At 47.5% G+C, this 26212-nt stretch carries 23 protein-coding genes; 10 read left to right on the forward strand and 13 right to left on the reverse strand.

Annotated features, from left to right (window positions below):
- The first annotated feature begins 31 nt into the window (after positions 1-31).
- Both BM202_RS08385 and BM202_RS08390 read left to right on the forward strand, forming a co-directional pair.
- Positions 32-1678 (forward strand): glycoside hydrolase family 32 protein, encoded by a 1647-nt coding sequence (locus BM202_RS08385; RefSeq protein WP_093824860.1) that lies wholly within the window; start codon positions 32-34, stop codon positions 1676-1678.
- 206 nt (positions 1679-1884) lie between these two features.
- Positions 1885-2835, forward strand: coding sequence for an AraC family transcriptional regulator (locus BM202_RS08390; RefSeq protein WP_093824862.1), 951 nt, complete (start codon positions 1885-1887; stop codon positions 2833-2835).
- Positions 2836-3027: 192 nt separating this feature from the next.
- Here the strand turns inward: BM202_RS08390 and BM202_RS08395 are convergent, their stop codons facing one another.
- The 3 genes from BM202_RS08395 to BM202_RS08405 all read right to left on the reverse strand — a co-directional run bounded on the left by BM202_RS08395 (position 3028) and on the right by BM202_RS08405 (position 6335).
- Complete coding sequence (locus BM202_RS08395) at positions 3028-3411, reverse strand: hypothetical protein (RefSeq protein WP_093824864.1); 384 nt, start codon at positions 3409-3411, stop codon at positions 3028-3030.
- A 124-nt stretch (positions 3412-3535) separates the two neighbouring features.
- Positions 3536-3889, reverse strand: a complete 354-nt coding sequence (locus tag BM202_RS08400; protein WP_093824866.1) for a T9SS type A sorting domain-containing protein — start codon at positions 3887-3889, stop codon at positions 3536-3538.
- 154 nt (positions 3890-4043) lie between these two features.
- Positions 4044-6335: a tetratricopeptide repeat-containing sensor histidine kinase gene (locus BM202_RS08405; RefSeq protein WP_093824868.1), complete on the reverse strand. Its 2292-nt coding sequence runs from the start codon at positions 6333-6335 to the stop codon at positions 4044-4046.
- 535 nt (positions 6336-6870) lie between these two features.
- On the opposite strand from BM202_RS08405, the gene BM202_RS08410 reads away from it, so the two are divergent.
- On the forward strand, positions 6871-7656 hold the full coding sequence (locus BM202_RS08410; RefSeq protein WP_093824870.1) for an exosporium glycoprotein BclB-related protein: 786 nt from the start codon (positions 6871-6873) through the stop codon (positions 7654-7656).
- Between the two features lie 87 nt (positions 7657-7743).
- Positions 7744-8577, forward strand: a complete 834-nt coding sequence (locus BM202_RS08415; RefSeq protein ID WP_093824872.1) for a hypothetical protein — start codon at positions 7744-7746, stop codon at positions 8575-8577.
- Positions 8578-8600: 23 nt separating this feature from the next.
- Here the strand turns inward: BM202_RS08415 and BM202_RS08420 are convergent, their stop codons facing one another.
- Complete coding sequence (locus BM202_RS08420; RefSeq protein ID WP_093824875.1) at positions 8601-8861, reverse strand: hypothetical protein; 261 nt, start codon at positions 8859-8861, stop codon at positions 8601-8603.
- Between the two features lie 222 nt (positions 8862-9083).
- On the opposite strand from BM202_RS08420, the gene BM202_RS08425 reads away from it, so the two are divergent.
- The gene (locus tag BM202_RS08425) at positions 9084-9485 is read left to right on the forward strand and encodes a hypothetical protein (RefSeq protein WP_093825198.1); all 402 of its coding nucleotides are present in this window, start codon (positions 9084-9086) and stop codon (positions 9483-9485) included.
- Positions 9486-9663: 178 nt separating this feature from the next.
- Here the strand turns inward: BM202_RS08425 and BM202_RS08430 are convergent, their stop codons facing one another.
- Positions 9664-10671, reverse strand: a complete 1008-nt coding sequence (locus tag BM202_RS08430; protein WP_093825200.1) for a chemotaxis protein CheB — start codon at positions 10669-10671, stop codon at positions 9664-9666.
- Positions 10672-10837: 166 nt separating this feature from the next.
- Between BM202_RS08430 and BM202_RS08435 the strand changes: the two genes are divergently transcribed.
- Together BM202_RS08435 and BM202_RS08440 are read left to right on the forward strand one after the other, a co-directional pair.
- Complete coding sequence (locus BM202_RS08435) at positions 10838-15793, forward strand: chemotaxis protein CheB (protein ID WP_245776571.1); 4956 nt, start codon at positions 10838-10840, stop codon at positions 15791-15793.
- A gap of 105 nt (positions 15794-15898) precedes the next feature.
- Positions 15899-16351, forward strand: a complete 453-nt coding sequence (locus BM202_RS08440) for a response regulator (protein WP_218160525.1) — start codon at positions 15899-15901, stop codon at positions 16349-16351.
- A gap of 39 nt (positions 16352-16390) precedes the next feature.
- Here the strand turns inward: BM202_RS08440 and BM202_RS08445 are convergent, their stop codons facing one another.
- From BM202_RS08445 to BM202_RS08455, 3 genes are all read right to left on the reverse strand, one after another.
- Positions 16391-16858: a response regulator gene (locus tag BM202_RS08445; protein WP_093824882.1), complete on the reverse strand. Its 468-nt coding sequence runs from the start codon at positions 16856-16858 to the stop codon at positions 16391-16393.
- A gap of 264 nt (positions 16859-17122) precedes the next feature.
- Positions 17123-17992 carry an N-acetylmuramoyl-L-alanine amidase-like domain-containing protein gene (locus BM202_RS08450; protein ID WP_093824884.1) on the reverse strand — a complete coding sequence of 290 codons (870 nt, stop codon included), beginning with the start codon at positions 17990-17992 and terminating at the stop codon, positions 17123-17125.
- Between the two features lie 63 nt (positions 17993-18055).
- Positions 18056-19813, reverse strand: a complete 1758-nt coding sequence (locus tag BM202_RS08455) for an alpha-amylase family glycosyl hydrolase (RefSeq protein WP_093824886.1) — start codon at positions 19811-19813, stop codon at positions 18056-18058.
- Between the two features lie 150 nt (positions 19814-19963).
- Between BM202_RS08455 and BM202_RS08460 the strand changes: the two genes are divergently transcribed.
- A complete protein-coding gene (locus BM202_RS08460; RefSeq protein WP_093824888.1) occupies positions 19964-21832 on the forward strand; it encodes an alpha-amylase family glycosyl hydrolase in 1869 nt (622 codons plus the stop codon).
- 217 nt (positions 21833-22049) lie between these two features.
- Positions 22050-22703, forward strand: a complete 654-nt coding sequence (gene pgmB, locus BM202_RS08465; protein ID WP_093824890.1) for a beta-phosphoglucomutase — start codon at positions 22050-22052, stop codon at positions 22701-22703.
- A gap of 53 nt (positions 22704-22756) precedes the next feature.
- Here the strand turns inward: pgmB and BM202_RS08470 are convergent, their stop codons facing one another.
- From BM202_RS08470 to BM202_RS08480, 3 genes are all read right to left on the reverse strand, one after another.
- Positions 22757-23128, reverse strand: coding sequence for a hypothetical protein (locus BM202_RS08470; protein WP_093824891.1), 372 nt, complete (start codon positions 23126-23128; stop codon positions 22757-22759).
- Between the two features lie 315 nt (positions 23129-23443).
- Positions 23444-23818, reverse strand: coding sequence for a DUF3244 domain-containing protein (locus BM202_RS08475; protein WP_245776572.1), 375 nt, complete (start codon positions 23816-23818; stop codon positions 23444-23446).
- Positions 23819-24135: 317 nt separating this feature from the next.
- Positions 24136-25068 (reverse strand): YihY/virulence factor BrkB family protein, encoded by a 933-nt coding sequence (locus tag BM202_RS08480; protein WP_093824895.1) that lies wholly within the window; start codon positions 25066-25068, stop codon positions 24136-24138.
- 254 nt (positions 25069-25322) lie between these two features.
- On the opposite strand from BM202_RS08480, the gene BM202_RS08485 reads away from it, so the two are divergent.
- A complete protein-coding gene (locus BM202_RS08485; RefSeq protein ID WP_143100664.1) occupies positions 25323-25622 on the forward strand; it encodes a hypothetical protein in 300 nt (99 codons plus the stop codon).
- A gap of 139 nt (positions 25623-25761) precedes the next feature.
- Here BM202_RS08485 and BM202_RS37170 read toward each other — a convergent pair whose 3' ends face one another.
- A complete protein-coding gene (locus BM202_RS37170) occupies positions 25762-25914 on the reverse strand; it encodes a hypothetical protein (RefSeq protein ID WP_177236537.1) in 153 nt (50 codons plus the stop codon).
- A gap of 33 nt (positions 25915-25947) precedes the next feature.
- On the reverse strand, positions 25948-26106 hold the full coding sequence (locus BM202_RS36615; RefSeq protein WP_143100665.1) for an LPXTG cell wall anchor domain-containing protein: 159 nt from the start codon (positions 26104-26106) through the stop codon (positions 25948-25950).
- Positions 26107-26212: the final 106 nt, after the last annotated feature.

Consider the following 26212-nt stretch of genomic DNA (forward strand, 5'->3'; position numbering starts at 1 on the left):
CGTATCGATCAGTGCTAATCACGACAACAGGATGAAATCAGCTTTACAACGCATAGCCCTAATCGTGTTGATCGGCTGCAGCAGTTGCTCCCTTCAGGCACAAGACCTGTCTATTACCGTCACCAAACGATATCTTAACCTGCCTGTGTCGCAAGCGCAAAACAGGGGAATGATGCAGTTTATGGTGAAGGATAAACCGGAACGGGCCTTCAAAATAAGGCTGGCGGCTAAACCCGATTACTGGGTGTTTTGCGATATGGCGGCTCTCCAGGGGAAAACCATTACTATTCGGTATGATGGCAATCGGGAGGGATTGACAAAAATCTATCAGGCCGACAACATGGCGGGTCAGGATTCGCTGTACCGGGAAAAGAACCGGCCACAATACCATTTTTCGACCCGCCGGGGCTGGATCAACGACCCCAATGGCATGATCTATTATGCCGGTGAATACCATCTTTTTTACCAGCACAATCCTTATGAGCGGGAATGGGAAAACATGTCATGGGGCCATGCGGTAAGCCGCGATATGATCCATTGGGAGGAGCTGCCAACGGCTTTGTCTCCCGATAGTCTGGGCACAATGTTTTCGGGCTCCACCGTGATCGACTATGCTAATACAGCCGGTTTTAATCAGGGGAACGTACCGGCGATGGTGGCTTTTTATACAGTGGATACTCCGGAAAAACAGATTCAGTGCATGGCCTATAGTCTGGACAAAGGGCGCACCTGGACGAAATATGCCAAAAATCCACTGATCGATTCGAAAGCAAAATGGAACAGCAAGGACACCCGCGATCCACGTGTGTTCTGGTATGCCCCTGGTAATCATTGGGTAATGGTCCTGAACGAACGGGATGGGCATTCGATCTACACCTCCAAAAACATGAAGGCGTGGACGTATGAAAGTCACGTTACCGGATTCTGGGAATGCCCTGACTTGTTCGAATTACCCATCGACGGCGATACCACGAAAACTAAATGGGTCATGTATGGTGCGTCCGCTACGTATATGATCGGTTCCTTCGATGGGAAAACGTTTACGCCCGAATCGGGCAAACACTACTACGTTACCGGCACCATCTATGCAGCACAAACCTTTGCCAATATGCCCCCAAATGATCCCCGGCGTATTCAAATTGGCTGGGGTCGGGTGCAGCAACCCGGCATGCCGTTTAACAACATGATGTTACTGCCGACTGAATTACAGCTTCGTACGACCGGAAATGGCCTGCGGCTGAGTAGTGTACCGGTTAAAGAAACGGAGCAATTATTCGAGAAAGTGCAGCAGGGGACGTCATTGAGCGCAACGGATGCCAACGAGAAACTGAAAGCGTTTAACCAGTTAGATCGATTTCGGGTCAGGACCACGCTAAAACTGTCGCATGCTACCAGTGCGGGATTGTCGCTGTTCGGGCAGCGGCTGCTGGAATATGATATGAACGGCAACCGGATCAATGGGGTATTCTACTCGCCCGAGAACATGACCAGTATGGAGCTTACCGCCGACATTTACGTTGACCGGACTTCCATCGAAGTGTTTATTGACGGAGGTGCTTACTCGTATTCCCTGGAAAGAAAGCCGGTATCGGGTAACACCGAAAGCCTTAAGGTTTGGGGTACGGCCATTGAGGTGAAGGAGCTTGCCATGTACACGGCCAAATCAATATGGAAATAGTATCTGGTTGTGTACAACCCATTCGCTTATTTAGGGTCTATGGTATGTGAATCAGAAGCAGTTTCCTGCTACATTCTGGCTAATGAATCGCTTGACCAACAATAAAAGTTAGGACATTATGAATGAGAAAACAGCCGGAATTGTTTACATTACATACTGGACCTGATCTATAATTATTTGTGAATCAGGTTAATAAACTTTATTCCATGAAAAGTGTACAGATAGCGCCATTTGACATTTCCCGCCATTTGAACACCAGATGTCTGGAACAGGAAGTCGAAAACCGGACAGCTTATACGATCGATACGGCCGAGTTGACGATCTACGAAACGCAGCACGTTGCCGAAAAAGTCGAGATCACGTTTAACACACCCGTATTAGCTAGCATGATTCGGGGCAGGAAGGTGATGTGTTTACCCGGTACCGGTAAACCCTCGTTTGATTTTTTACCGGGCGAATCGATGATTGTATCCCGTGATGAAACGATGCAAATTGATTTCCCGGAAGCCGAGAGCCAAAATCCAACCCAATGTTTGGGATTAGTAATTGCGCCTGATAAAGTACTTCAGATAACCGATCTGTTAAATGATCGGGCGCCCCTGATCGACAACGCAGAGGGCTGGCAGTTTGGGCAGCATAACTTCTTCCTGACCAACGACATACCGATCCAACAACTCATTGCCCGCCTGATTTATATCTTCACGGAAAACAATGAAGCTAAAGACGTATTTGCCAATCTTGTTTTGCAGGAATTAGTTGTCCGACTGATGCAAACGCAGGCGCGTACGCTGCTGCTAAGCCCGGAAACGGCCTTCGCGAATGTGAATCGGCTGGCGCACGTCGCTCAGTATATTAACAAACATATCAGCCGTAACATACAGATCCGGGAACTGGCCGACGAAGCCTGTATGAGTGAACCGAACTTCTACCGTACGTTCAAACAGACATTCGGCATGACACCGGTCGACTACATCAATCGGCAACGTATTACCCTGGCTTCTCGATTATTACGAACAACCAATCGCTGCTTAAACGATGTTAGCCTTGAATGTGGGTTCAATAACCTGACCTATTTCATGAAAATGTTTCGCCGTGAAATGGGAGTTGCGCCCGCTCAATACCGCAAGGAAGCGATTTCGGCAGTAAGTAATGCGTAAACTGATTGGGACATAGACCGTGCCATACACACCTTCACCGCAAATGTAATAGATACTGATTCCCTGGTGTTTAACTAAACGCTATGTACGGAACCCGTCGGTCGATGATTTATTCTGAGTAGAATGGTCTTCCTCAGGTAAATCATCAACCGACGGGTTCTGAACAATTGGCCCGCTTGTGCTGGCTCGTTATTATTTAACGCGCACGGCTGTCGATTCCAGCATACTCATCAGCATGCCTTTCAAATTATCATCGTCCACTTTCTCCAAGGCAAGATCAATCTCTCCGGCCTGTTCCGTATTGAAGTGAATTGTTAGTTTTTTTCCTGCGTCTTCCTCGATTTTAGTAATTGGGGTGGCGGGTCTCGTACCTGTTGGATCTTTTAGTTCACCAGTTAGTTTTCCGTCTTTTCTGACCAGTTCGGTAGTCATTTTTGCGTCACCATCGGGGGTTCCTTTTATAATGATTTCCCATTTCCCGGCGAAAAAGTCGGTTGGTGGCGTAGCGGTTTGAGAAAAGCCCCTGGCGCAAATGCCCAGAAGGAAAATGAACAGGAAAAGGCTTACTTTTTTCATTAATCTACTAGTTTAAATGTGAAATTGAACAGCTAACTATTGTTGAGAAAGCACTCACTTAGCTACTATATACTTCTATTTTTTACTTATTCCTCCTTGAACGTCATGCTCTGAACCTTAGGGGTTACTGAACCATAAAGCTCGTATTCGGGTCGGCCTGTACAACAAACGTCTTGGTGAGGGTTTCGCTGCCTGTTGTCAGTGTCAGTCGATACGTTCCCGTGCCTAAGTTCGAGAAGTCGAATTGTTGACTCAATCCTTTCTGAAGGGCTACATGCTGGGTGTAGATGGCCTGACCGTTGGTATTCCAGATGGCAAGCTGGCCCGTGGCTTGAAGGGGTTGAACATAGAGCCTGATTTTATGCTCGGGCGTCATTACCAAATGGGTTTGTGCGGCTGAAGTTTGAGGAGTTGATGGATTGGCGAACGATGCGGTACCAGCGGCTAGTCCCAGCATCAACATAAGTACTTTTTTCATGGCTTTTTTTAGTAAGTGTTTATTTGTTTCGTTTGATGAACCAAAGTTGCCACTAGATCAGTAAGCCAGAAACTAAAAGGCGATGAGAGCCAGAATGAAACAGATGAGTGTGGATTTTTGAGGGATAAGTGAGCAGCAGATGCCTGGAAACGAACTAAGCAAGTGGTAAGGTAATAACAAACTCCGCAAACTCACCAGGTTGGGTGGTAGCTGTCAGCGTACCGCTGTGCCCTTTGGTAATAATATCATAGCTTAATGACAAGCCCAGGCCCGTACCCTGCCCTGTTGGTTTAGTCGTAAAAAAAGGCTGGAAGATTTTCGATAGTACCGGTTGAGGAATACCCGTGCCATTGTCGCGAACCCGAATTTCGACTTGCTTTCCTCGTTGCGCAGTGCTCAACGTTACCCTGGGTTGGTAGTCGGCCACACCAGTCTGTTGTTTTTGCCGGACTGCATAAAAGGCATTGTTGAATAAATTCAACAGTACCCGTCCTAACTCCTGAGGAATCACCTCGTATTTAGTCAGAGAAAGATCAAAATCTGTGACAAGGTCACAGCTAAAATCTGGATTCTTCGCTTTCAACCCGTGGAAGGCTAACCGAAAATACTCATCCGTAAGGGCATTCAGGTCAACCAATTGTTTCTCTCCTGTGCTGGTCCGGGAGTGCTCCAGCATGCTTTTGACAATACTGGCAGCCCGGCCACCGTGGTGATTGATCTTGGCTAAATTACCCGTTAAATCCCCCAGAATTTCTTCTTCCAGCTCTTCATCCCGTTCCTCTTTCTTTTTGCGTTCTTCCTTTATTTCATTGAGAAGGTCTGTCGAAATTGCGGAGAAATTGTTTACGAAATTGAGTGGATTCTGAATTTCATGCGCGATGCCAGCTGTTAGTTCGCCCAGGGAGGCCATTTTCTCGGATTGGATAAGCTGGGTTTGTGTGGTCTGGAGTTTAGTAAGCGTATGCTGGAGTTCTTCTTTTTGCTGTTGAAGTTCTTCTTTTTGTCGCAGCAATTCTTCTTTCTGTAACTGGAGTACTTCTTTCTGTTCCTGAAGTAAAGCATTCGCTTTTTGCTTCGTGCGATACGCATAGAAGCTAACTGCGGCCAGCACCAACATCAAGCCCATACCCGCCAGCAAAGCCAGTTGACGGGCCTGGGCTAACGCATTCTGTTTTAGCTGTTCGGCCTGAGCGGCCTGTTGTTGCTGATCGAATTTATACGTCATTGTCAGCTCGGTCGCTTTTTGTACATTCTCTTTTCCGCGCACCGAATCGGAAATAGCGGCTGATGTTTTGAACGTAGCTAGTGCCCGGCGATAGTTGCCTACCTGTTCGTAACAAGCCGACAAGTCTCGATAGGAATCCCCAGTCTGGGCATTATAGAGATCGGCATCTTTCAGGACGGCAAAACTCTTCTCGTAGAAAGGAATAGCTTCGGCGCAGCGAGCCTGCTGTTTGAGAATGCTCCCCATAGCCGCGTAGGCCTGATGAATATTGAGAGGCAGGTGGGATGCATCGGCAATGGTCATGGCTTGTTTGACCAGCGGTTCAGCCTGATCAAACTTTTTCTGTAGGGCCAGATTGATGGCGGCCTGCGATAAAGCGGTTGCCTGAATGCCGGTATCTCCTATTTCTTTCGCCAGCGTCGCGGCTTTAATGGCCATTTCATACGCCTTCTGGGTATCGTGCATCTTCGTGTAAATACTCACCAGGTTTGAGTAGGCGTATAGCTCGACATTAGTAAGGCTTTCCTGCTTAGCCAACCGAATACCTTTCTGGTAAGCCTGTTCAGATCCTTTCAGATCACCCATTTCGGTATAGATATTGGCGATGTTAACCAGGGCGTAGGCCTGTTGCTTAGTGTTATGTACTGATTCTGCGATGGTTAGTGATTTTTGCTGATATTGTAGGGCCTGAGGACGATTTGATTGCATGTCGTAGGAAATCCCCAGATTCGAATAGACGATGATCAACTGAGCTTTGTCATCAAGTCGTTCGGCAATGGCTTTGCTTTTCTCCTGAAAAATGATCGAGCTGTCGTACTTGCTCTGTATGGCGTAGGTGGTACCGAAAGCGCCGTATACTTTGCTAAGTTGAGCCGAGTCCTTTGTCGAGAGGCATATAGCTTCAGCTAGCTTCAAGGTTGATTTAGCCGCTGCGAAGTCACCTTTAACGCTGTAGGTATAGGCCAGGCGAATTCTGGTCCTGGCTTCCCCTTTTTTGTACTGAATACGTTTGGCCTGTTCAATCGTTTTGAGGCCCAGGCTCATGGCTGAGTCAATATTTATTTGATTGAATAGGACAATTTTTTCGTTGCTTATATTAATGCGGCCTGTATCGGTAGTCGTCTGGCTGAGAAGCCGATTTAAGCTGTCGAGTTTCTGGGTCTGGGCGTGAGCCAGGCCAACGCTCAGCAGGGTAAAAATAAATGTGGACAGGAATTTCATGTTTGATTAAAGAGGAAAGATGTACCATACGGCACGCATCAACTAGAAAACGTCAATAGGCTATCCAGCGTATTGATACCCGTATTGCCATTTGGTAAACCCGCTAAAACATCCACCAAATTTACTTAATTGAATGGGTTAAATATAACAATTCACATAGGAATGAGCTCATCAGGCATAAAGGAAGCCAGCAAGGCAAACGATCCCTAGCCTTCATCTGTCGGCTGAAAAGGAATACAAAAGTTGATTGGCAAAATGTAAGCTACGCTACTGAAGAAAGTGTAGAAATGGATTTTATAAGGACATTGAATTGGTTTATCTGTTGCCTTCCATTTAAATAGTTGGCTTAAATACTGTTTTTTTTTATACACTAACCTGTTTAATTGAACTATAGAAAGAAAAATTTGAGCAAATAAGGTAATCTCGTTAATTAAATGTTTCTATATATAAGATTTAGATACTACATTTATGCTATCGTATAATAAATAGCTTCTATTTATTATACGATAGCATATGGTAACTAATTGAATGATTTATGCGCAAAATTTTATTTTTTTGTCTGCTTTTTAGTACAGTTCTACTTGCAGAGAACAGCATGGCTCAGTTGGGTATTGGTACCCAAACCCCAGATCCAAGTGCTCAGCTAGAAATTAAGTCAACTTCAAAAGGCCTGCTAATTCCCAGAGTGACTAGTACCGGAAATGTACCTACACCTGCCGAAGGATTACTTATTTATCAGACCACAGCACCAGTAGGCTTTTATGTTTATAAGGGAGGAAGTTGGACAAGACTGATAACAGCTTCTGATGCATCCGGCTCTTCCTCAGGAACTATAATTCCCTACGCATCTGGAAGGCCGGTTACTATGACGTCACAGTCTGGCGCGTTAAATGTGGTTAGTTTAGTTGGGTTTGGTCATTCTGTTTCATCTGTTTTTGTTCTAAATGGCGCTATAGACCTTTCTGGTGGGGGAGGATCATTACTTAATTTTGCGTTTCCCATTCCCCGTTCTGGTACAATTACATCTATCTCAGGTTTCTTTAGCAATATAGCCTCAGTAGCTATAACGGGTTCGGTTTCTATCACAGCACAGTTATATCGGTCGACCGGTAACTCGTTCGTACCGATTACCGGTGCCATTGTGACGTTGGCCCCTGCACTGACGGGCACGGCGGCTGTTAATGCCACCAGCACCGGGCTTGTTTCTGACTTAGCCATTCCCGTAACAGCGGGTACTCGATTGCTATTGGTATTTTCGTTGTCGACTACGAGTGCTAATTCCATATCTGGCTATGTTAGTGGAGGGGTAACGATTAATTGATCTATATTTTCTCTTTGGAGAAGAGATAACTACTCAACCAGACTTACTAAATCAATGAGGTACTATTTAATACTTCTTGCCCTACTGATGACCGTTCAGGTTTCAGCCCAATTATCCATTGGTAACGAAGGCCTAACTATTATGGCAGGGACTACCTTTAGTAGTGAAGGACTTACCCTTACTCCCTCTGCTAACCTGATTCTGTCCAATAATAGTATCCAGATGAGTAGTACGCCCCTGGCAGGAAGCCCTAACGGCAGCATTAATCGAGCGTATCAGTTTGGGGCTCCCATCACCTTTTCTGGAACAGCTGGTATCAGCTACCTAACCACTGAACTCAATGGTCATGATGAAGCATCCCTACAACTAGCTTACTCACCTGCTGCAAACGCTCCGTATATTCTTACTTCGGGTAGTACTGTCAATACCACCAATCACGTTGTGTCTAATTCGTTTACGAATAGGAATCTATTTGCCGTAACAGCCGTTGGGCCTCCTGATCTTATTCCTCTCCTCAGCGCTTTACCCTCTACACAATATGGGACGACGAACTTCACGGTCGTGGTGGATGTGTTTGAGCTGAATTCAACCGCAACCAGCGAACTGGCTACGGTCTATATTACCAAAGATCCGCTTATCGCCCTGAGTTTTGATGCCAGTTCAACTTTTGTTGGAGGTAAGGTTGTGCAAAATGGAAGCTGGACTTTTGATGGAACATCGAACGATGATTTCTACCTGGTAAGAACAACGCAGGTGATTGGCCCTAAGGCCAGGCGATCTTTTGGCTTAACGGGCACATTAAGACCTGGCAATACAAAGGGTAGCATAGCCATAACTTCTACCATTGCGGGGCTCAGTGGGGGAGAGGTAAAGCTTACCAACAATTCCGATTCGGATAAGATCGACTACTTTAATAAATAATTGACAGGCAGTTACCTCGTTAATTATTCACTACGTTCGGTAAGCTCGGCCCGTACATCCCCGTCATGACTAAAAACAAGGGCCGCGTCGTTTGTTCTAACCGGCGTAGGTGGGCTGGTTGAATCTTCCGGGAAACGAAGTCTAGCCAGATAGGATCGTAGTTCGGTCGTTGTAAGTTGCTTTGTGTTTGCCATTTCCTGACCAGCGCTTGAATTGCATTTAGGCAACACCGCCAGGGTATAGACGAGTCCGGTTAGTATCAGTAGACTTTTTTTGATGTTCATTTCTTTAAGCGGGCTGTATCGTGACTAATTTGTCTGCCAATTGATCAGGACAAAATTCCCGGTATACCCTGACTTAAATGCTCAGTTTTGGGACAAAAAATATCAGTTTAGAGACAAAAAGCCTTGGCGCTACGTAATAAATCGGCTTTAGTGTTCCTGGTAATCTGTCAGTAGATTTTTACCTTATTTTAATCTCTTTGCGGCCGAGTTAGTTATATGAGTATGAAAGGACTACCTATACTGCTAGCCTTGCTGTTGATGGGAGCGTCAGCCGAGGCACAAACCAAGCCCGCAACGCTTACCCCACCTGCTGTCGTTTCCGTGATTGAGGGCGTATCAGGTAAACGCTTCCTGCCTGATACGGCCATTGCTACATTGTCGGAGGAAGACGAGACGTTGCTGGCAAAAGAGCCGATTGCCAACTGGGGACTTTTGCAGGAATCAGGCAATATGACCTACTCCAATCTTGTCGTTGGTACCCGGTCGTACCAATTGCTCATTACTAAATTGCCCAAGGATGAGTTCCCAACGGCCATGTTACTACGTTTTGTTACGCCCAAGTCGAAACCAGAGCCCATTGCGCGAGGGGTGCTCAAGCCTAAAGTGGAGCCAACACCCAAATAAGCGTCACATCGGCTGAGTGAGCGAAGAAAGGAAACGCTGATTTGACAAAAGGGAGTTGCATTCATATAGCAGCCAGTAGCCACAATCGTTGAGATAAAGCAACAGGACGAAGCTTTATCTCAGCGTTGTTTTGCAAATAGCGTTGAAACCAACTGACGATGAGTAAAATAAAGACAGGCTAGTTTTCCCCAATTCCCTCCTGTATATAAATAAACTCATGCGCTTGTCGAGCCCGTTCTCTGGTTTCCAGGGCTTTCCGAAAAAATTGTTCGGCGGCAATACTGTTGCCACCCTCCTCAAATTGCTTTCCCGACTGTTCGAGCAAAATAATCGTTTCTTCCAGGCTACGGATGCCTTTCCAGAACGATTCTTCGACGCTTTTTGCCACCTCTGCTAACAACGAACTGGCCGTAAATGCATGACCGGTATGACATCGATAACGTATCAGTTTGCCTTCTTTGAGGCTAATGAGGGCACCATTACACTCTGGACAGGTTAAGGGAGTAAATTCACCCAGTTCCAGAATTCCCATTTCAAATGCATTGTCCTGAGCCGCAATGTTAACCTCGAGTTCCATCCGTTTATCTTCTTCCGGAGCGAGTTCTGGTTTGTCGGGCACCGTCTCCTGAATCAATTTTTGTAGTAGTTCGGCCATTTCCGAGACGGGAACACTGTAATCCACATCTACGTATTCCAGTACGTTGTCGGGCATGCTTGGGTACAAAGCTTCTTTGGGTTCCTGAATAATCCCCAGGCCACCTAACCGCTTCACCGACCACATTCCCGATGTGCCATCATTGAGCATGCCCGTCAAAACGATGCCGATAACGCGGGGGCCATAGGTATAGGCCGCCGAGCGAAACAACGCATCAATGGACGGGCGGAACCGATTTTCTTTTGGTCCTTTTTTGACAATCACCTGATCGTATTCCACCAGCATGTGATGATCGGGGGGGGCTACGTATATACGTCCCGTATGAATAGGCTCACCGTCTGTCGGATGAGCTGCCAGAATTGGCCCTGAATGGTTTAAAATGTCGGGTAGGAAACTTGGTGAGTGAGGTGAAATATGGAGAACAATGAAAATGGACGCCTGAAAGTCTTTGGGTAAGGAGGCTACGAATTCCTTGAGAGCGTAAACTCCGCCTGCCGACGCGCCTATAACAACAATGTCTCGCTTTGCCATAATTTCTCGCATTACAATTTCAATAATTATACGATTCTCATAATGAGGTAAATAAAGAGCATATGAAGACACCCATTTCTATTTACCAGTAAAATTTGTTAATTTTTCAGGCTTCTTGAAACAATCGTTAGGCATTTAACACACTGGTCAACAATTGGTTTATTAAGTGAGAATACCTTATGGCAATAAAGTGGCTAAAAAAGAAAGTAATACGGATAGTGCCCCCAAAGCTAAGACTAAAGCTGTTCCAATTGTTGCCATCGGCGCTTCGGCGGGTGGGCTGGAAGCGGTTTCTGAGTTATTGAAACACCTGTCGCCCACTACGGGACTGGCTTATGTATATATTCAACACCTTGACCCTACTTATGAAAGTGCGCTTTCTGAAATACTAGGTCGTGTAACGAAAATGCCGGTTATTCAGGCTGAGCATCTTCAGCCGGTCAAACCCAATCAGGTGTATGTTATTCCGCCCGATAAAGATATGGAGGTCATTGACGGCGTATTGACGCTCGAGCAGCGCCAGCGGGCAGGTCGATCGACTATTTACATGCCTATCGACGGTTTTTTTGCCTCACTGGCCGAACGCCAGCGGGATGGTGCCATTGGGGTTTTGCTTTCGGGGACGAATTCCGATGGAACCATTGGTCTTAAAGCCATCAAAGCAGCTGGTGGCATCACATTTGCTCAGGATGAAACCGCCACTTTTCAGAACATGCCCAAAGCCGCTATCAGCGAGGGCGTTGTGGATATGGTGCTTTCGCCCGCCGAAATTGCGGACGAACTGGATCGGTTGAGCAAGCAATCAGATATTTTTCAGCAAACAACCGTAGCCGAGTCGCTGGAAGATCTGCCGATAGCAGCCGATGAAGACCTTCGAACCATTATTGCTTTTTTACGCCGAATAGTTGGAGTCGATTTTAGTCATTATAAAGTAACTACCATCCAACGCCGAATAATTCGGCGGATGTTGCTCTACAAACTGGGGACACTCGGAGAATATGCCAAATACCTCGAGCAAAACACCGCCGAGGCCCACATTTTATATAACGACCTCCTGATAAATGTCACCAACTTTTTTCGGGATGCCGACACGATGGACTACCTGGAAAAAGTTCTGTTTCCTCAACTTGTTAAGAGTAAGCCAGCCCGCGAACCCATCCGGGTCTGGGTGCCTGCCTGCTCAACTGGTGAAGAAGCTTATTCTTTAGCTATCTTGCTGCTGGAAGTGCTGGGCGACCGGGCCTCCAGCACCGCTATTCATATTTTCGCGACAGATCTGAGCGAGTCTGCCATTGCCAAGGCGCGAACGGGTATCTACAGCCGCAGCCAGATGCTGGATGTGTCGCCCAAGCGGTTGCATCGCTTTTTTACCAGGACCGAAGAGCATTACCGCATTAATAAGGCCGTTCGGGATCTGTGTGTGTTTGCGCCACATAATGTGTTCAAAGACCCCCCTTTTTCGCGGCTTGATTTAGTCAGTTGCCGTAATATGTTGATTTATACCGACAACGTATTGCAGCGAAAAGCCATTGCTACGTTCCACTATGCGCTGAACCCCAAGGGATTCCTGGTGTTGGGGAAATCAGAAACAGTAGGGTCGTCGGGTGCTTTGTTTTCGCAGGTGGAAAAGAATTATAAAATCTATGCCCGCAAGAATGATGTTGTCAGCCGAGTCAATTTCGAAATGAATCCCCGTCCTGCCATGGATCGGCTACTGGAGTTAGACCAGAAGGCAGGCAGGATGGCAGACTATGAACCCCCTAAGGCTACCATGAAGGCAACTAATCCACCCGGGAATGATCTAGACAAAATAGTCGACAATCTCTTGTTAACTCAGTTCACGCCCGCTTCGGTCGTGGTCAATCAGGATTTGGAAATTCTCCTGTTTCGGGGGGCAACCAGTTTGTTTCTGGAGCCTTCGCCGGGCAAGGCCAGCCTCAACCTCCTGAAAATGGCACGTCCGTCGCTGGCTTTCGATCTGCGCAGCACGGTCCATAAAGCACAAAAATCAGGGCAGTCAGTACGTAAAACGGGCCTTGAAATACAGATAAAAGACAAAACGCACTACGTTGCCATTGAAGCCATCCCGCTCAAAACCGAGTTGGAGGAGCGGCTGTTTCTGGTTCTTTTTGAAGAAATTATCCCCGCCGTTGTTATCGAGACGCCAACGGCGCATTCCCGCAATCAGCGAATAAAACAGCTGGAAGATGAACTCAAAAATCTGCGGGAGGATATGCGCTCGATCATTGAGGAGCAGGAAGCCAGCAATGAAGAACTGCAATCGGCCAATGAGGAAATTGTCAGTAGTAATGAAGAGTTGCAGAGCATAAACGAAGAACTGGAAACCAGTAAAGAAGAGATTGAGTCTACCAATGAAGAACTCCTGACCATTAACCAGGAGTTGCAGGTACGAAACGACCAGCTGTCTGAAGCGTACGGGTACTCTGAGGCAATCTTTGGCACCATTCGGGAGGCAACGCTTGTGCTCGACAAAGATTTACGGGTGAAGAGCGCCAACCGGGCCTTTTATAAAACCTTCCGGTTGCGGGAAGAGGATACGGAAGGCTACCTGATCTACGAACTGGATAACCGCCAGTGGGATTTTGCCCAGTTACGCAACCTGCTGGAAAATGTGATTAATCAGGATATTTCCATTCAGGGTTTCGAGGTAACGCATCAGTTTCAAAACATTGGCGAAAAAGTACTACGTCTCAATGCCCGCAAGGTGGTGTACCAGCAACGTCAGGAAGCTATTCTGCTGGCTATTGAGGACATTACCGATCATAAACAGGCGCAGCTCCTGCTGGAAGAACGACAGGCCTGGTTCCGCAATATCGCCGATAACGCGCCTATGCTTATCTGGGTGGCTGGCCCCGACAAGCAGTATACGTTTCTGAATCGGGCCTGGTTAGCCTATACCGACCATCCGATTGATCAGGAAGCCGGGCAGGGATGGGTGCAAAATATTCATCCCAGCGATCGTACTGGTTATTTAGATGCGTTTAATGAACATTTTTCCAGACGCGAACCCTTCACGACGGAATACCGGCTTCGACGACACGACGGTGAATACCGGTGGATAGTAGAGCAGGCTACCCCCACATTTGGGCCCGATAATATCTTCAGCGGTTATATTGGCAGTTGCACGGATATTCATCTGCAGAAAACACTGAACCAGGAACTCGATCGACGCGTCTATGAACGTACCAACGAACTGCAGCAAACGAACAGCAAGCTAAGCCAGGCCAACAACCTGATGGGCAGTATTTTTGACAATGCCCCCGTGGCTATTACGTTGTTTGAGGCTGTGCGTGAACGGAGCAGCCAATCCGTCGATACACCTTATCAGTCGGGTCCGTCCAAAATCATTGATTTCAACATGGTTCAGGTCAACAGCCGATCGGCCTCGTTCATGAACCGTTCTGTCGATGATCTGAGACGGCACAGTTACCGCACTTTATTTGCCGGTAGTACCGAAGCCCGTCATTTCGATGTATACGTTCAGGTTGTTGAAACGGGTTTGCCTGTCGTTCAGGAAATCGCCTATGAACGGAACGGCCAGTATGATTGGCACTGGGTGTCGATTACCCGGTTTGGTGATGGTTTTTTGTCGGTTTCGTTAGACATTACCGACCGGAAACGGGCCGAAGAACAGTTGCGGACGCTGGTCAATAACACGCCCGATATAATTACCCGCTGGAATCGGGAGCTGAAATTGCTGTTCGCAAATACGGCTTTTGAAGATAAAACGGGTTCTCCTCTAGCAGATTTGTTAGGTAAAACCAATCAGCAAATGGGCCAGTCAACAGCGGTTGCGGGGCCTTACATGGAAAAATTAAGGCAAACGTTTCAGACTGGCTCGGAACAGGTTCATTATAATTCATTCCAGACGCCTGAGGGCGAAGCCCACTATTTTTCCCAGATGGTGCCGGAGTTTGCGCCCGATGGCTCGGTGCAGAGCGTATTGGCCATTGGCCGTAACATTACGGATCTGGAACAGGCGCAGAAGCAGAATGAGCGATATGCTGAGAACTTACAGGCAGTTTTGAACAGTTCACCAGCGGCAATTTGCTTTTTTAAGGGAGTTCGCAATGACAACAATGAATTGATTGATTTTAAGTTAGTGGTTTGTAATCAGAAATTTTCCCAATTAGTTGATCTATTGCCTGGACAGGCAATAGATCAACTAATTGGGCATTCGGTTTCTGACTTATCCATTAACCTGTGGCAGGAGAATACCTTCGAGAAACTTCGTCGGGTACGGGAAACGGAAGAAACAGTCTACGAGGAGCGATATGATGAAAAGCAGGACCGCTGGATGAGTATCGCCTTGAACCGCTATGATGATGGTGTCGTGTTAACGGGGCTGGATATCAGCCTCATAAAGCAAGCCGAACGACAACAGGAGTACTGGCTGAACGAGCTGGAAAAGTCGAACGATAGTCTACAGACGCTGGTGCAGATTCGGCAGCAGTTACGGGAGCGGGGTGAATTCCTGCGAAGTACCTCGCACGATTTGAGGGGCAACTTTGGCATTATCCAGGGGGCTGCTACGTTGCTGGATATGGCCAGTAGCGAGGAAGAACGTAGCCAGATACTGGATATACTTCAGCGAAATATGAAGCAGGCGACCCAAATGCTGTCGGAACTGCTGGATTTTTCCCGCCTGGAGGCCGGACAGGAGCAGCGCTTGGTTTCGACTTTGGATGTGGCCATGCTACTGAAAGGGCTAATCGATAGTGTACGTCCCCTGGCCGACGAGCGTAACCTAAGGCTGGAAGGTGAGGGCGACAGCCCATTGATCGTTGATGGAGATTCGGTCAAGATTCATCGCATTGCTCAAAACCTGCTGCTTAACGCCTTGAAATATACGGTAACCGGAGACGTACGTGTGCAATGGGGCGATGCACCAACTGCCCATAAATGGCAACTTACTATTACTGACACTGGGCCTGGTCTCGATTGGATAGGCCAGTCAGAAGGACATACGTCTTCTGGTGAAGGGATTGGCCTGATGATTGTGAGGCAACTCTGTGACTTACTGGATGTCCAGATGGACGTAGTAAGTGAAGCGGGCGTTGGCACTCGTTTTCAACTAATTTTCCCCCGGCAATATCCTTAAACCGGTTATTGCCGGAATAAGGTAAAGGGAATATCAGGAGTGAAGGTATCTTTTTCCACTTTTTATACGTTCCAGAACGAAGCAACCAAAGAGTCAATTATGCCAATGCCAGCCGAATCTATGCTTTATGTTGTTGACGATGAGGCTGACTACAGGTTTTTAGTCAATCAGGTCTTTAAACGATCTTTGCCCCAATATGCCGTCCGTTTCTTCGCCAGTGGATACGAATTATATGAGTGTATTCTGACAGAATCAGGCTCCTTTGGGTCCGGTAGAAAGGAGAATAGTCTGGTCCATCCGGGTCTGATTCTGCTGGATTTGCACATGCCTGATTTTAGCGGTTTGCAAACGCTGACGTATTTAAAACAGCACCTGCAATGGCGACGTATTCCAACTGTGATCATGAGCAGTAGCCTGTCCACCGAAGAAAAAGGGGCCTGTTATGACGCTGGAGCGAATTCGTTTCTGAATAAGCCTACCGAGTTGAATCAGCTCACCGAAACGATGCAATCTGTATGCCGGTATTGGCTGGAGTTCAACCGAAGCCCTAAAATGTAGCTTTGCGCTATATTGAGACGTAGCGAAGCCCGAAATAGGTCATTCAGTGAATTTTGGTAAAGTAACGGCATCCCACCAGTAATGACGGAAGTAGGTAAAGCATTCCAGCCATTTCTCGTAGCCGGAAGGCTTAACAATGTAGGAGTTGCCGCGATAGAAATACGACTCCTTAATATCCTCTATGTCGGCAGACTGGCTCAGAACAATAACGGGTAATTCCCGATACAGATGATGCGTCTTAATGAACTGTAGTAAACTCCATCCGATTTCGCGTTGGGGTAAATACAAATCCAGCAGAATTAGTCTGGGTAACTCCCTCATATCCTGCGTACAAGCGTCAAGATAGTGCATGGTCTGATGGGCATCTGACATCCAAATCGCATCTACCTCTGGAAATCGCTGTTGCAAAGCCCATCGGATAATGAACCATTGATCTGCATTGTCCTCAACAACTAGAATAGTCGTATTACGGTGTTTAGCCGTGTTAGCTGTAGCTAATTTGTCCATCTACTGCATAGGGTAAGTTAGGTCTGTAAATATAATTAACCGGAAGTTTAATAGGGTTTTTACGGGATTATTTTTACGGTATCTAAATAGCTGGATTATATAGCGTTTAGGTTGAGCGCGTGTTAAAATAGAGCATTCCGAAAGGCTAAAGAGGGCATCTTTAGCCTTTCGGAATGCTGATTTCCTGAATAACATACGTTATCCAGGAGTGTATCAAATTGAGAATTGAGCCAGGTCCAATCCCAACTCACCTTAGATTAGATATTAGTTACCGTTTACACTGGCCGTGGTCAAGGGGGCAATTGGCCGCAGCCGAGCCACGCGAATACCCGACATATGTTTGTGCCAAAGGACGTAGTCACTGAGCGGATAGGCCGTAATAACCACCTCGCCCTGATCGGAGGAAGCATGCAGGAGGTGAATTCGACCGTTGGGTTGACGTACTGCCAGTCCAACGTGCTTCATATCCAGGCCCGGCCGGGCGGCCATCAGCATGATGATGTCACCTTCCTGAAGCTGGGCCTCCGCCAGCCGGATATTTTTGGATGGAATAAACGAAAACGACTGCTGGCTAAGAGACGCTTCGGTCTGGGCAATCTGTTTAAAGACCGCGGGATTGTTCAGATGCGGGTATTTATAGGTGGCCGTAGTCATATAAGAGACTGGCTTGGCAACGGTTAGGCTACCGGCTAATTCGCGGGTTACATCGCTCAGAAGTCCTTTACGTTCATTATCGCGAAGCCAGTCCGAAAAATAATGCAGGCGACTGGCATAGCCATCAATCCGGCCGTCCCGATAGCGCAGTTTGGTCAGATACTTATGAAATGCCTGATCAAAAAGAGTGCTGTCCTGCTTATCTGCCAGATCGTTGGCCGCCAGCGAAAGCGCCAGTACGGTTTCTAGATACGTAGTACAATCAAATTCACGCAGATTGATAACTAACTGCTCGCCAGGGTTTGTATCGAGCGTATGCGCTACGTAAGGTTTTCCCAGAAATTGTTTACCAATGTTAATCGTTGTTTCGGCCAGTGTTTTACCGCCTGTAACGGTCATTGAACGCAGATCCGTAGTCGCCTGTGCGTGAGCAGCGAACGATAGTACCAGCAGGAAAAGTCCCGTAAACAGTTTCGTCATAGATTGGTGAGTGATTTCAGTCATTGCTTTTCGACGGAGCAATACCTGAAAAGTACCACAAATCTACGACTTAATTTCCAGCACTCTGACGCTCCGGGGCGGTAATAACAGCGGCACACCCGCCGAACCGACGGTATCAATGGTATCGTTGGTCAGAAAAATATCGCTGAATTGATGGATTTTGTTAGCATCCAGGCCCATCACCTCAAACGCAGAGACAGGAATTCGTATCGTTGTATCGTAGGTGATCTGGTTAGAAAAATTACAGACGATGAGCAGTTTCTGGCGATCGCTGAAGCGTAAGTAGCTATACAGTTTATGCGCGTCGTAGCCCTCACTCTGCCCGTTGTCGTTAACGTACTGCAAGTCATAAAAGTAGCCATTCTGAATAGCGTCGGAACCACTCACCAGATAATTCAATTGCTGGTAGAACGCCCGCAGGTTACGCTGGTCGTCGGTCAGTTCATGACCATCGTAGCGGCCCTGATTCAAATACCCCTGCCAGTCGGGCAAGCCCCAGTAATCGAAAATGGTGGTTCGGCCGTCGTCACCGCTGAAGCCTTCGACGCCTTCCGCCCGCACGCCAACTTCCTGTCCGAAATAAAGCAGAATTGGCCCCGTGTGCATCGTGGAAATTAGGGTCATGGCCGGAATGGCTGCCCAGGGATCGTTCGTAAAAAAACGGGAGGCAATACGTTGCTCATCGTGCGTTTCCAGAAACCGAAGCATGTGCTGCGGGAAGTCGCCGGACTCCTGTTGCCATACGTGCGTGAGGTCGTAGCACGAACCGTGGTCTTCCATCAGCCGCCGTACAGAGTCATACATACCTACTTTATCGTAGAGATAATCAAATCCTCCCCCGAAAATGAAGGTTCGGTATAAACCCGGATCATAAATCTCGGCAATAAAAATCAGGCGGGGATACCGTTGTTTCACCTGGCGAATAGCCCACTGCCAGAATTCAACGGGCACCAGATGGGCCATGTCGCACCGGAACCCATCGACGCCTTTTTCGGCCCAGAACAGCAGGATGTCGAGCATCTGATGCCAGGTAGCGGGGATCGGATCGAAGTGGTGAGTCCCATCGAAAATATTGATGCCGTAGTTGATCTTAACGGTTTCGTACCAGTCGTTAATGTCGGGCGTAGCGGTAATAGAGCCGCTGCCCGTCACTTTGGCGGGGTATTCATGCAGCTTATCCGACAGTATGTTAGTGTCGGCCTTGTCAAACTCCGACAACAAGGTGCTGCCAGGGGATTCGGGTGCTACAAACGTTTGCCCCGGCAGATAATAATAATTGTTATTCGGCGAAAAAGCCACCGACGTGTCGTCGTTCTGACCCAAATCAACTACGTAGTCCGGTTTAACATCCGAATGATATTGGCGGGCGACGTGGTTCGGAACGAAATCAATAATAACCTTTAATCCGTAGGCATGCGTACGCTGTACCAGGGCTTCGAACTCGGCCATGCGGTCGGGCACGCTAACGGCCAGATCGGGATCAACGTCGTAATAATCTTTTACAGCGTAGGGCGATCCGGCTTTCCCTTTCACTACGTTCGGATCGTCGGGGTGAATGCCATGTGCCGAATAATCGGTCTGGGTGGCGTGTTCAACAATACCCGTGAACCAAACATGCGATGCGCCAAACTGCCTGATCGACTGCAAGGCCGCATCGTTGATGTCATTGAATTTGCCGACACCATTTTCGTCACGAGATCCATTAGGTAGATTCGTGATGTTCTGGTTACCAAACAAGCGGGTGAAGATCTGATAAATGATCAGTTTGTCCACCACCGGGACGACAGACGCGGTATACATACGTTCGAGCAAATTCAGATTACGGAAGTTATCAGGAAGCTGAACGCAAAACTATGGCCTTTTTTTGCGAAAATCGTGCGTTAATTTTGCGTTCTTGTTGCATTATTTTCAGTTTAATTGATAATCAATCTATTCGTTGTCAACCTTACCATGAAGAAGTTTACGTTTAGTCTCCTGATGATCCTGTTGTCAGTCTTTCGACCAGCTTTCCCACAACAGACCCAGCTTCAACGCGTCAATCCTACAAACTGGTGGGTGGGTATGAAAAACCCGAATGTACAATTACTCATATACGGCCCGAATGCCGGGACGATGGCCTATACGATCAGCTATCCGGGTGTGAAACTGGTGAAAGCGCATACCGTCGAAAATCCGAATTATGCGTTTCTGGACGTAGTGATTTCGGCCACAGCCAAGCCCGGTACATTGCAAATTGTAGGCAAGCGTGGAAGCCAGACCCTGACCCAGCCATTTGCTCTGAAAGCACGCGAGACTACCGTGAAAGGGGGTGGTGTTACGGCGGCTGATTTTATTTACTTAGCCATGCCCGACCGGTTTGCCAATGGCGATATAAACAACGATAAGTTCGCAGACATGGCCGATCCCAACGCCGACCGGTCCAACCCATTCTACCGCCACGGGGGCGATCTTGCCGGGGCTGCTCAACGTATCAATTACCTGAAAGATCTTGGCGTTACGGCCATCTGGTTTACCCCCGTGCTTGAAAATAATCAGCCGCTCACCAACGAGGGGGGGGCCATGCGCTCAGCGTATCATGGATACGGATTTACCGATCATTACAACATAGACCGACGATTTGGCGGCAACGAGGCTTATACATCATTCATTAAGGCGGCTCATGCGGCTGGTTTGAAAGTTGTCCAGGATGCGGTATACAATCACGTCGGTGTCAATCATTGGTTCATTAAAGACATGCCCGGCAAAGATTGGGTACACCAGTGGCCGACGTACACCAATACGTCCTATAAACAACAGCCCATTACCGATCCTCATGCCTCGGCCATCGACCGTAAAACCACGGTTGACGGCTGGTTTGTGCCGTTTCTGCCCGACCTGAACCATAGCAATCCCTTCGTGGCTAATTTCCTGATCCAACATGCGATCTGGACCGTTGAAAATTTCGGGATAGATGCCTGGCGGGTGGATACGTATCTATACAACGACATGCCGTTCATGAATCGCTGCAATCAGGCGTTGATGGACCAGTATCCAAAAATTCTCATTTTCGGTGAGTCCTCCGTCAGTAATGTGGTTGATCAGGCGTATTATGTTCGGAATAAAATTGATTTTCCGTTCAAGTCGAATCAGCCCGGCGGCCTCGACTTTGTGCTGTTCAGTGCGATCACGAACAATGCGCTGAAACAAAAGAACCGGGATGCGTTTCCAGTCTATGAGACGCTGGCGCAGGACGTTGTTTATGAAGACCCAACCAAGCTGGTCACCTTTCTGGATAATCACGATCTGGACCGCTATTTTTCGGTCATTGGCGAAGATTTTGATAAATACAAAATTGGCCTCACATGGCTGCTGACAACGCGCGGCATTCCATCCATGTACTACGGCACCGAAATTCTAATGAAGAACTTCAAAGATCCATCGGATGCCGAGGTGCGCCGTGATTTTCCGGGCGGTTTTCCTGGTGATAAAGAAAATAAGTTCGAGACCGCCGGACGTACCGACCGCGAAAATGAAGCGTATCAATTTGTGCGTAAGCTAGCTACGTATCGGCGTGATAATCCGGTAATGCACGCGGGTAAACTCATGCAATTTCTGCCGCAGGAAGGTATTTACGTTTATTTCCGGTATGACGGTGCTAAAACCGTGATGGTAGCCACCAATACCAACGACAAAGAAATTTCGCTTGATACGGCCCGCTTTGCCGAGCGGATGAATGGCTTTCGTTCCGCCCGCAACGTATTGACCGATGAAACAATAAACGACTTGAAATTGGTAAAACTACCCGCTAAAACAGCGCTGGTGTTGGAACTGAAGCTGTAAGAAATGAGTCGCTTACTAAAACAAAGGCCACCATTCGGCGGGTGAATTTCCGTAAATTAGGGTAATATGGGTTTCCTATTGGTTGTCTGACAAGACTTTGTCCTTCAAGAGTAAAATGATGAAGTCGGATTTCCATACTTTTTAGACTACTTTTTTCAAGTTGTTATCAAGGCACAATCGAATCGGCTACTTTTGCCGCTCGACAACTTGAATCACTATGCCTATTCGTGCCTTTCTTTTCGACCTCGACGGTGTTATCGTCGATACGGCCATTTACCACTACCAGGCCTGGAAACGGCTTGCCAATGAACTCGGGTTTGACATCTCGGAAGAATTTAATGAGCAACTCAAAGGCGTTAGTCGCATGGATTCGCTGGATCTGATTTTGGCGCATGGTGGCCTAACTCTCTCCGACGAGAAAAAAAATGAACTGGCTGCCCAGAAGAATCAATGGTATCTCGAACTCGTCAGCCGGATGACATCCGACGATATTCTGCCGGGTGTCGCCACGTTCTTCTCACAGGTTCGCAAAGCAGGATTGCAAACGGCGCTTGGTTCAGTCAGTAAAAATGCTCCGCTCATTCTGGAACGTATTGGCATGGCCGACGCCTTCGATGCGATTATCGACGGCACAAAAATCACCAAAGGCAAACCCGACCCGGAAGTGTTCACCAAAGGAGCGGCTGAGCTAGAGGTTAGTCCGGCTGAATGCGTTGTCTTTGAAGATGCCGTGGCGGGTGTGGAAGCCGGTAAACGGGGCGGCATGTTTGTGGTGGGATTGGGCTCGCCGGACGTATTGACTCAGGCCGATCTGGTTGCTCCCTCGCTGAACGACTTGACGGTAGATCAAGTGCTGACAAAAGCTCAATAGCTTGTGGCGAAAGTTTTTAGCCTCTGAGGTAACAGCGTTGTCTAGCCTCCTATTTATTTCGGAGGAAAGGCAAGGGTTTCCGAATCATCTGATAGCTCCGTAAGGGATACATGGATACCTTCTGGTTTGGATGATGATTGGGTTGTTTCCCCTTCGGACAGGTAAGCAATCACTTGGTCTTCGTCGGCGAACGTATACGTATCGTCAGTCACCTGGTCCGTTGATTCGTCCGCTTCTGAGTCAGGCGAGTTTGTCTTTTTCATGGGTTCCACCAATAAGTTGACTCGTCTAAAGTCTTTTGTTCGGGCCATTATTTCGAGTGTTGAGATACCCTCCGTATCTGTTTGGCGCTGAACGTTCAGGATGGTAAAGACGTTGGCTTCATTCCCTATGTTGTGTAGTAGCCAGTTATAAATGGTTTCCATAGTTACGACGTTTGATTGGTAAACTCATCTGAGGATGGCTTGTTTAGCCCGGACGCCAACGGCAGACGTATCACCTGGTAGTCCATTACCTAACTGTTTTTGTAGGCCGCCAACAAAGTGGCTGATTGACAGTAAAGTAGATTCTTGCTGGTGCCGTATGCACTAGCAGTACGGTGGAGTATAGACAGTCGTCATCTATATCAGTGGCGACTGTTTCAGCAAGTGAGCCCTTCTAAATTCAATTGGTTATAAATACAGGCCATCAAAAAGCCCCGACAAGTGCCGGGGCTTTTTTATGATGTCGCCTGACTTTGCTTACTGCATAGCAATCGTCCGGGTGGTAGGCTGAAGGGGCTGATTGGCCAGGGTCAGCTGCTTACGGATGCTGCCTTCCTCGGATTTGATTTCCAGCTCATATTGCCCATCGGCCAGTTCACTCACATCCAGTTTTACCGCATACTTGGCCTCCTTCTTGCTGATGTTCTGCCGATAAAGCACTTCGTTGTTTTTGTTACGTAGCAGTACCACGACGGGTACTTCGGCGTTTTTCTGGACGGCCAGCCGGATTTGGTTGTTGAGGGTAACATAGGCACTGGCGTCGAAGGAAAGGGCCTTGGGATTGGTGGGATTGATCAGGGTAGACGCACTCAACAAAAGGGAGGCTGCGACGTTGCTCATTAGTGGTAACATGATCGTATCGTGTTTAATGGTTCGTTGTTTACTGAGTTGCTATACTTAATCCAAAGCCCGTGCCAATTGCCATTGTTGCTGATTATCAATACGTTGTGTTCTATGCCATTCGTTGGCTTTGTCCAGTTGCGGACAAAGCCTGTTCACTTGCGGACAAAAGAAGAAGTTACACTTAGCGGAAAGGAATTGATACCTGATGGTTGTCAGAATCGTACACCAGCTCGTCATAAATGACAAAAGCAATCCTGATTGCGTCAGGATTGCTTTTGTGCTGGCATTAGTTAGAGACAGAAAACGCTTATGACTTCACGTTGCTCTTAACTTGGCTTATCACTGGCTGTATCTGGCAGGTCGATTTCTGTGATCGTGTAGGCTGTCGAGCGGCTGTTTGGTTGAATAGTCAGATGAGTCCACTCACTGTACTGGCGGGTGACGGCCGCTCCATAATAGAAAATCAGGGACGCGTAAAAAACAAATAGCAGGAGCAGAATGATAGCGCCCGATCGGCCATAAAGTGATCCTACAGAACTATGAATCAGAAGATTCTTCAAGACCCCTTCGCCTATTTTGAAGAGAATACTCGTAAAAAAGGCACCCGGCCAGATTGCCTGCCAGGTGATTTTAACATCTGGCAAGAACTTGAACAATACGGCGAACCAGACCATGCGGATGAGTACCGAGGCCAAAAAATGTCCCAGATAAACCAGCATCTGATAATAGGCTAATGAAGAAAGGGAAAACTGGCTACTGAACTGCGCCATAAGTTGCTCCATCAGCAGGGACGAACTAAACAACAAGCCCGAACCTAAAATAATCGCCAGGGCAACTAGTTTGTCGGTCAGTGCATGCAGCAAGTGACGGCCCGGTTTGGGTTTGATATTCCACAGTTGGTTCAGTGAGTTTTTGATAATTGAAAATAACGTAGTGGAGGCCAACAGGAGTAGAAAAAAGCTCAGCACAGTCAACGGCAAATCAGGCTTGGGGAGTTGAAGGCGATGCGAAATATCTTCCAGTTGATTCGCGCTTTTGGGGCCAAACAGATCCGCTAATTCGTCAAATAGTTGACCACTAATGCGCTGATAACGGGTATTGAAAAGTTGGCTAAGTACACTGCTCAGGATAATAACAATAGGCGGTAAGGCGAAAAAAGCAAAGAAAGCAGTTGCACCGGCCATCCGGATCGGGTCATTGGCCTGCAAGCTGGTGAACGCTTGTTTGAGGAACAGCAGGAGGGGAGCTACTTTTTTCAACAGGTAAACCGTCTGGGATGATGAAGTAACGCCTGATTTAACGTTAGAGTTTGCCGATACTTAAGCGTATCGTGTATTGCCTGGTAAGGTAGCCGAAAAAAGCCAGCCTGTTGACGAAGATCTATACTGGTGAAACGTAACGTTGTTTCAAGACCAGCGAGCGAAAAAGAACAGTCGGTAGAACACTATTTTCAACCTTTTGCCTGCCTTTGAGTTTAGCAACGTATTACGAAACAACTCAACACGTACTCGTTATGAAAAAGATACTAATAATGGTCGCTTTGCTGGCCGTTACACTCAGTGGCGCCTATGCCCAGACTACGAACACTACGCAAAGTGTACCGCCCACTACCGACGGCACGACAAAGAACAGCGGTACGGGAAACAGTACGAACGGATCAGCTACAGCTACGGGTGCATCTACCTCGTCAGGAACGGGCGCCGTGGGTGCCAACAACGGCACTTCTTACGGTATGCAGTCTACGGCTCCTACGGGCACTACAGCTACTGGCTCGGGCCGAAAGAAAGGACCAAAAGCCAAGAAGGACAGTTAAACAAACCGAAAAGGCATAAACACAATCCGACGCAAAATCCTGTCAATCTTGACAGGATTTTGCGTCGGATTGTGTACTAGAGCCGGGCAAATGGCCAGCCATGCTACGTTTAATGTTTCCTGTCAGATCAATCCTGCTCTTATCCTTTCGCCTTATTATCGACAATCCCCGTTTTTACATCTACCTTCTGCTTCTGTTTATAAACCAGATAGGAACTGGCCAGAATCGATATGGCCAGGACAACACTCAGGGGGTCAATTTTGGGCACCTTGACACTCAGTTTGGTTTTCACGGACGGCATAAGTTAGGGGTTGGTCACTACGTATCAGTGCCGTTTAATTTGCTGATAAATCTGTTTCATCAGAAGGCCCAGGCCTATCAGTAGGCATACCACGAAAAGAATCAATAAACTACTGTCCTGCTCGCTGCCGGTGTTTTCCGAAGCCTCCGGGTTCTGGGCCAATTGCATATATAATTTTTTCATGAACTGACGTTTTTATTTACTCCCATTTATTCACAACCGGATCGATAGTGAGCGCTAGTAGGACGATGTCGGAGTCCGGCCAAATATACCGTAGTAATTGGCTCAT

This window comes from Spirosoma endophyticum (genome assembly GCF_900112365.1).
Lineage (GTDB): Bacteria > Bacteroidota > Bacteroidia > Cytophagales > Spirosomataceae > Spirosoma > Spirosoma endophyticum.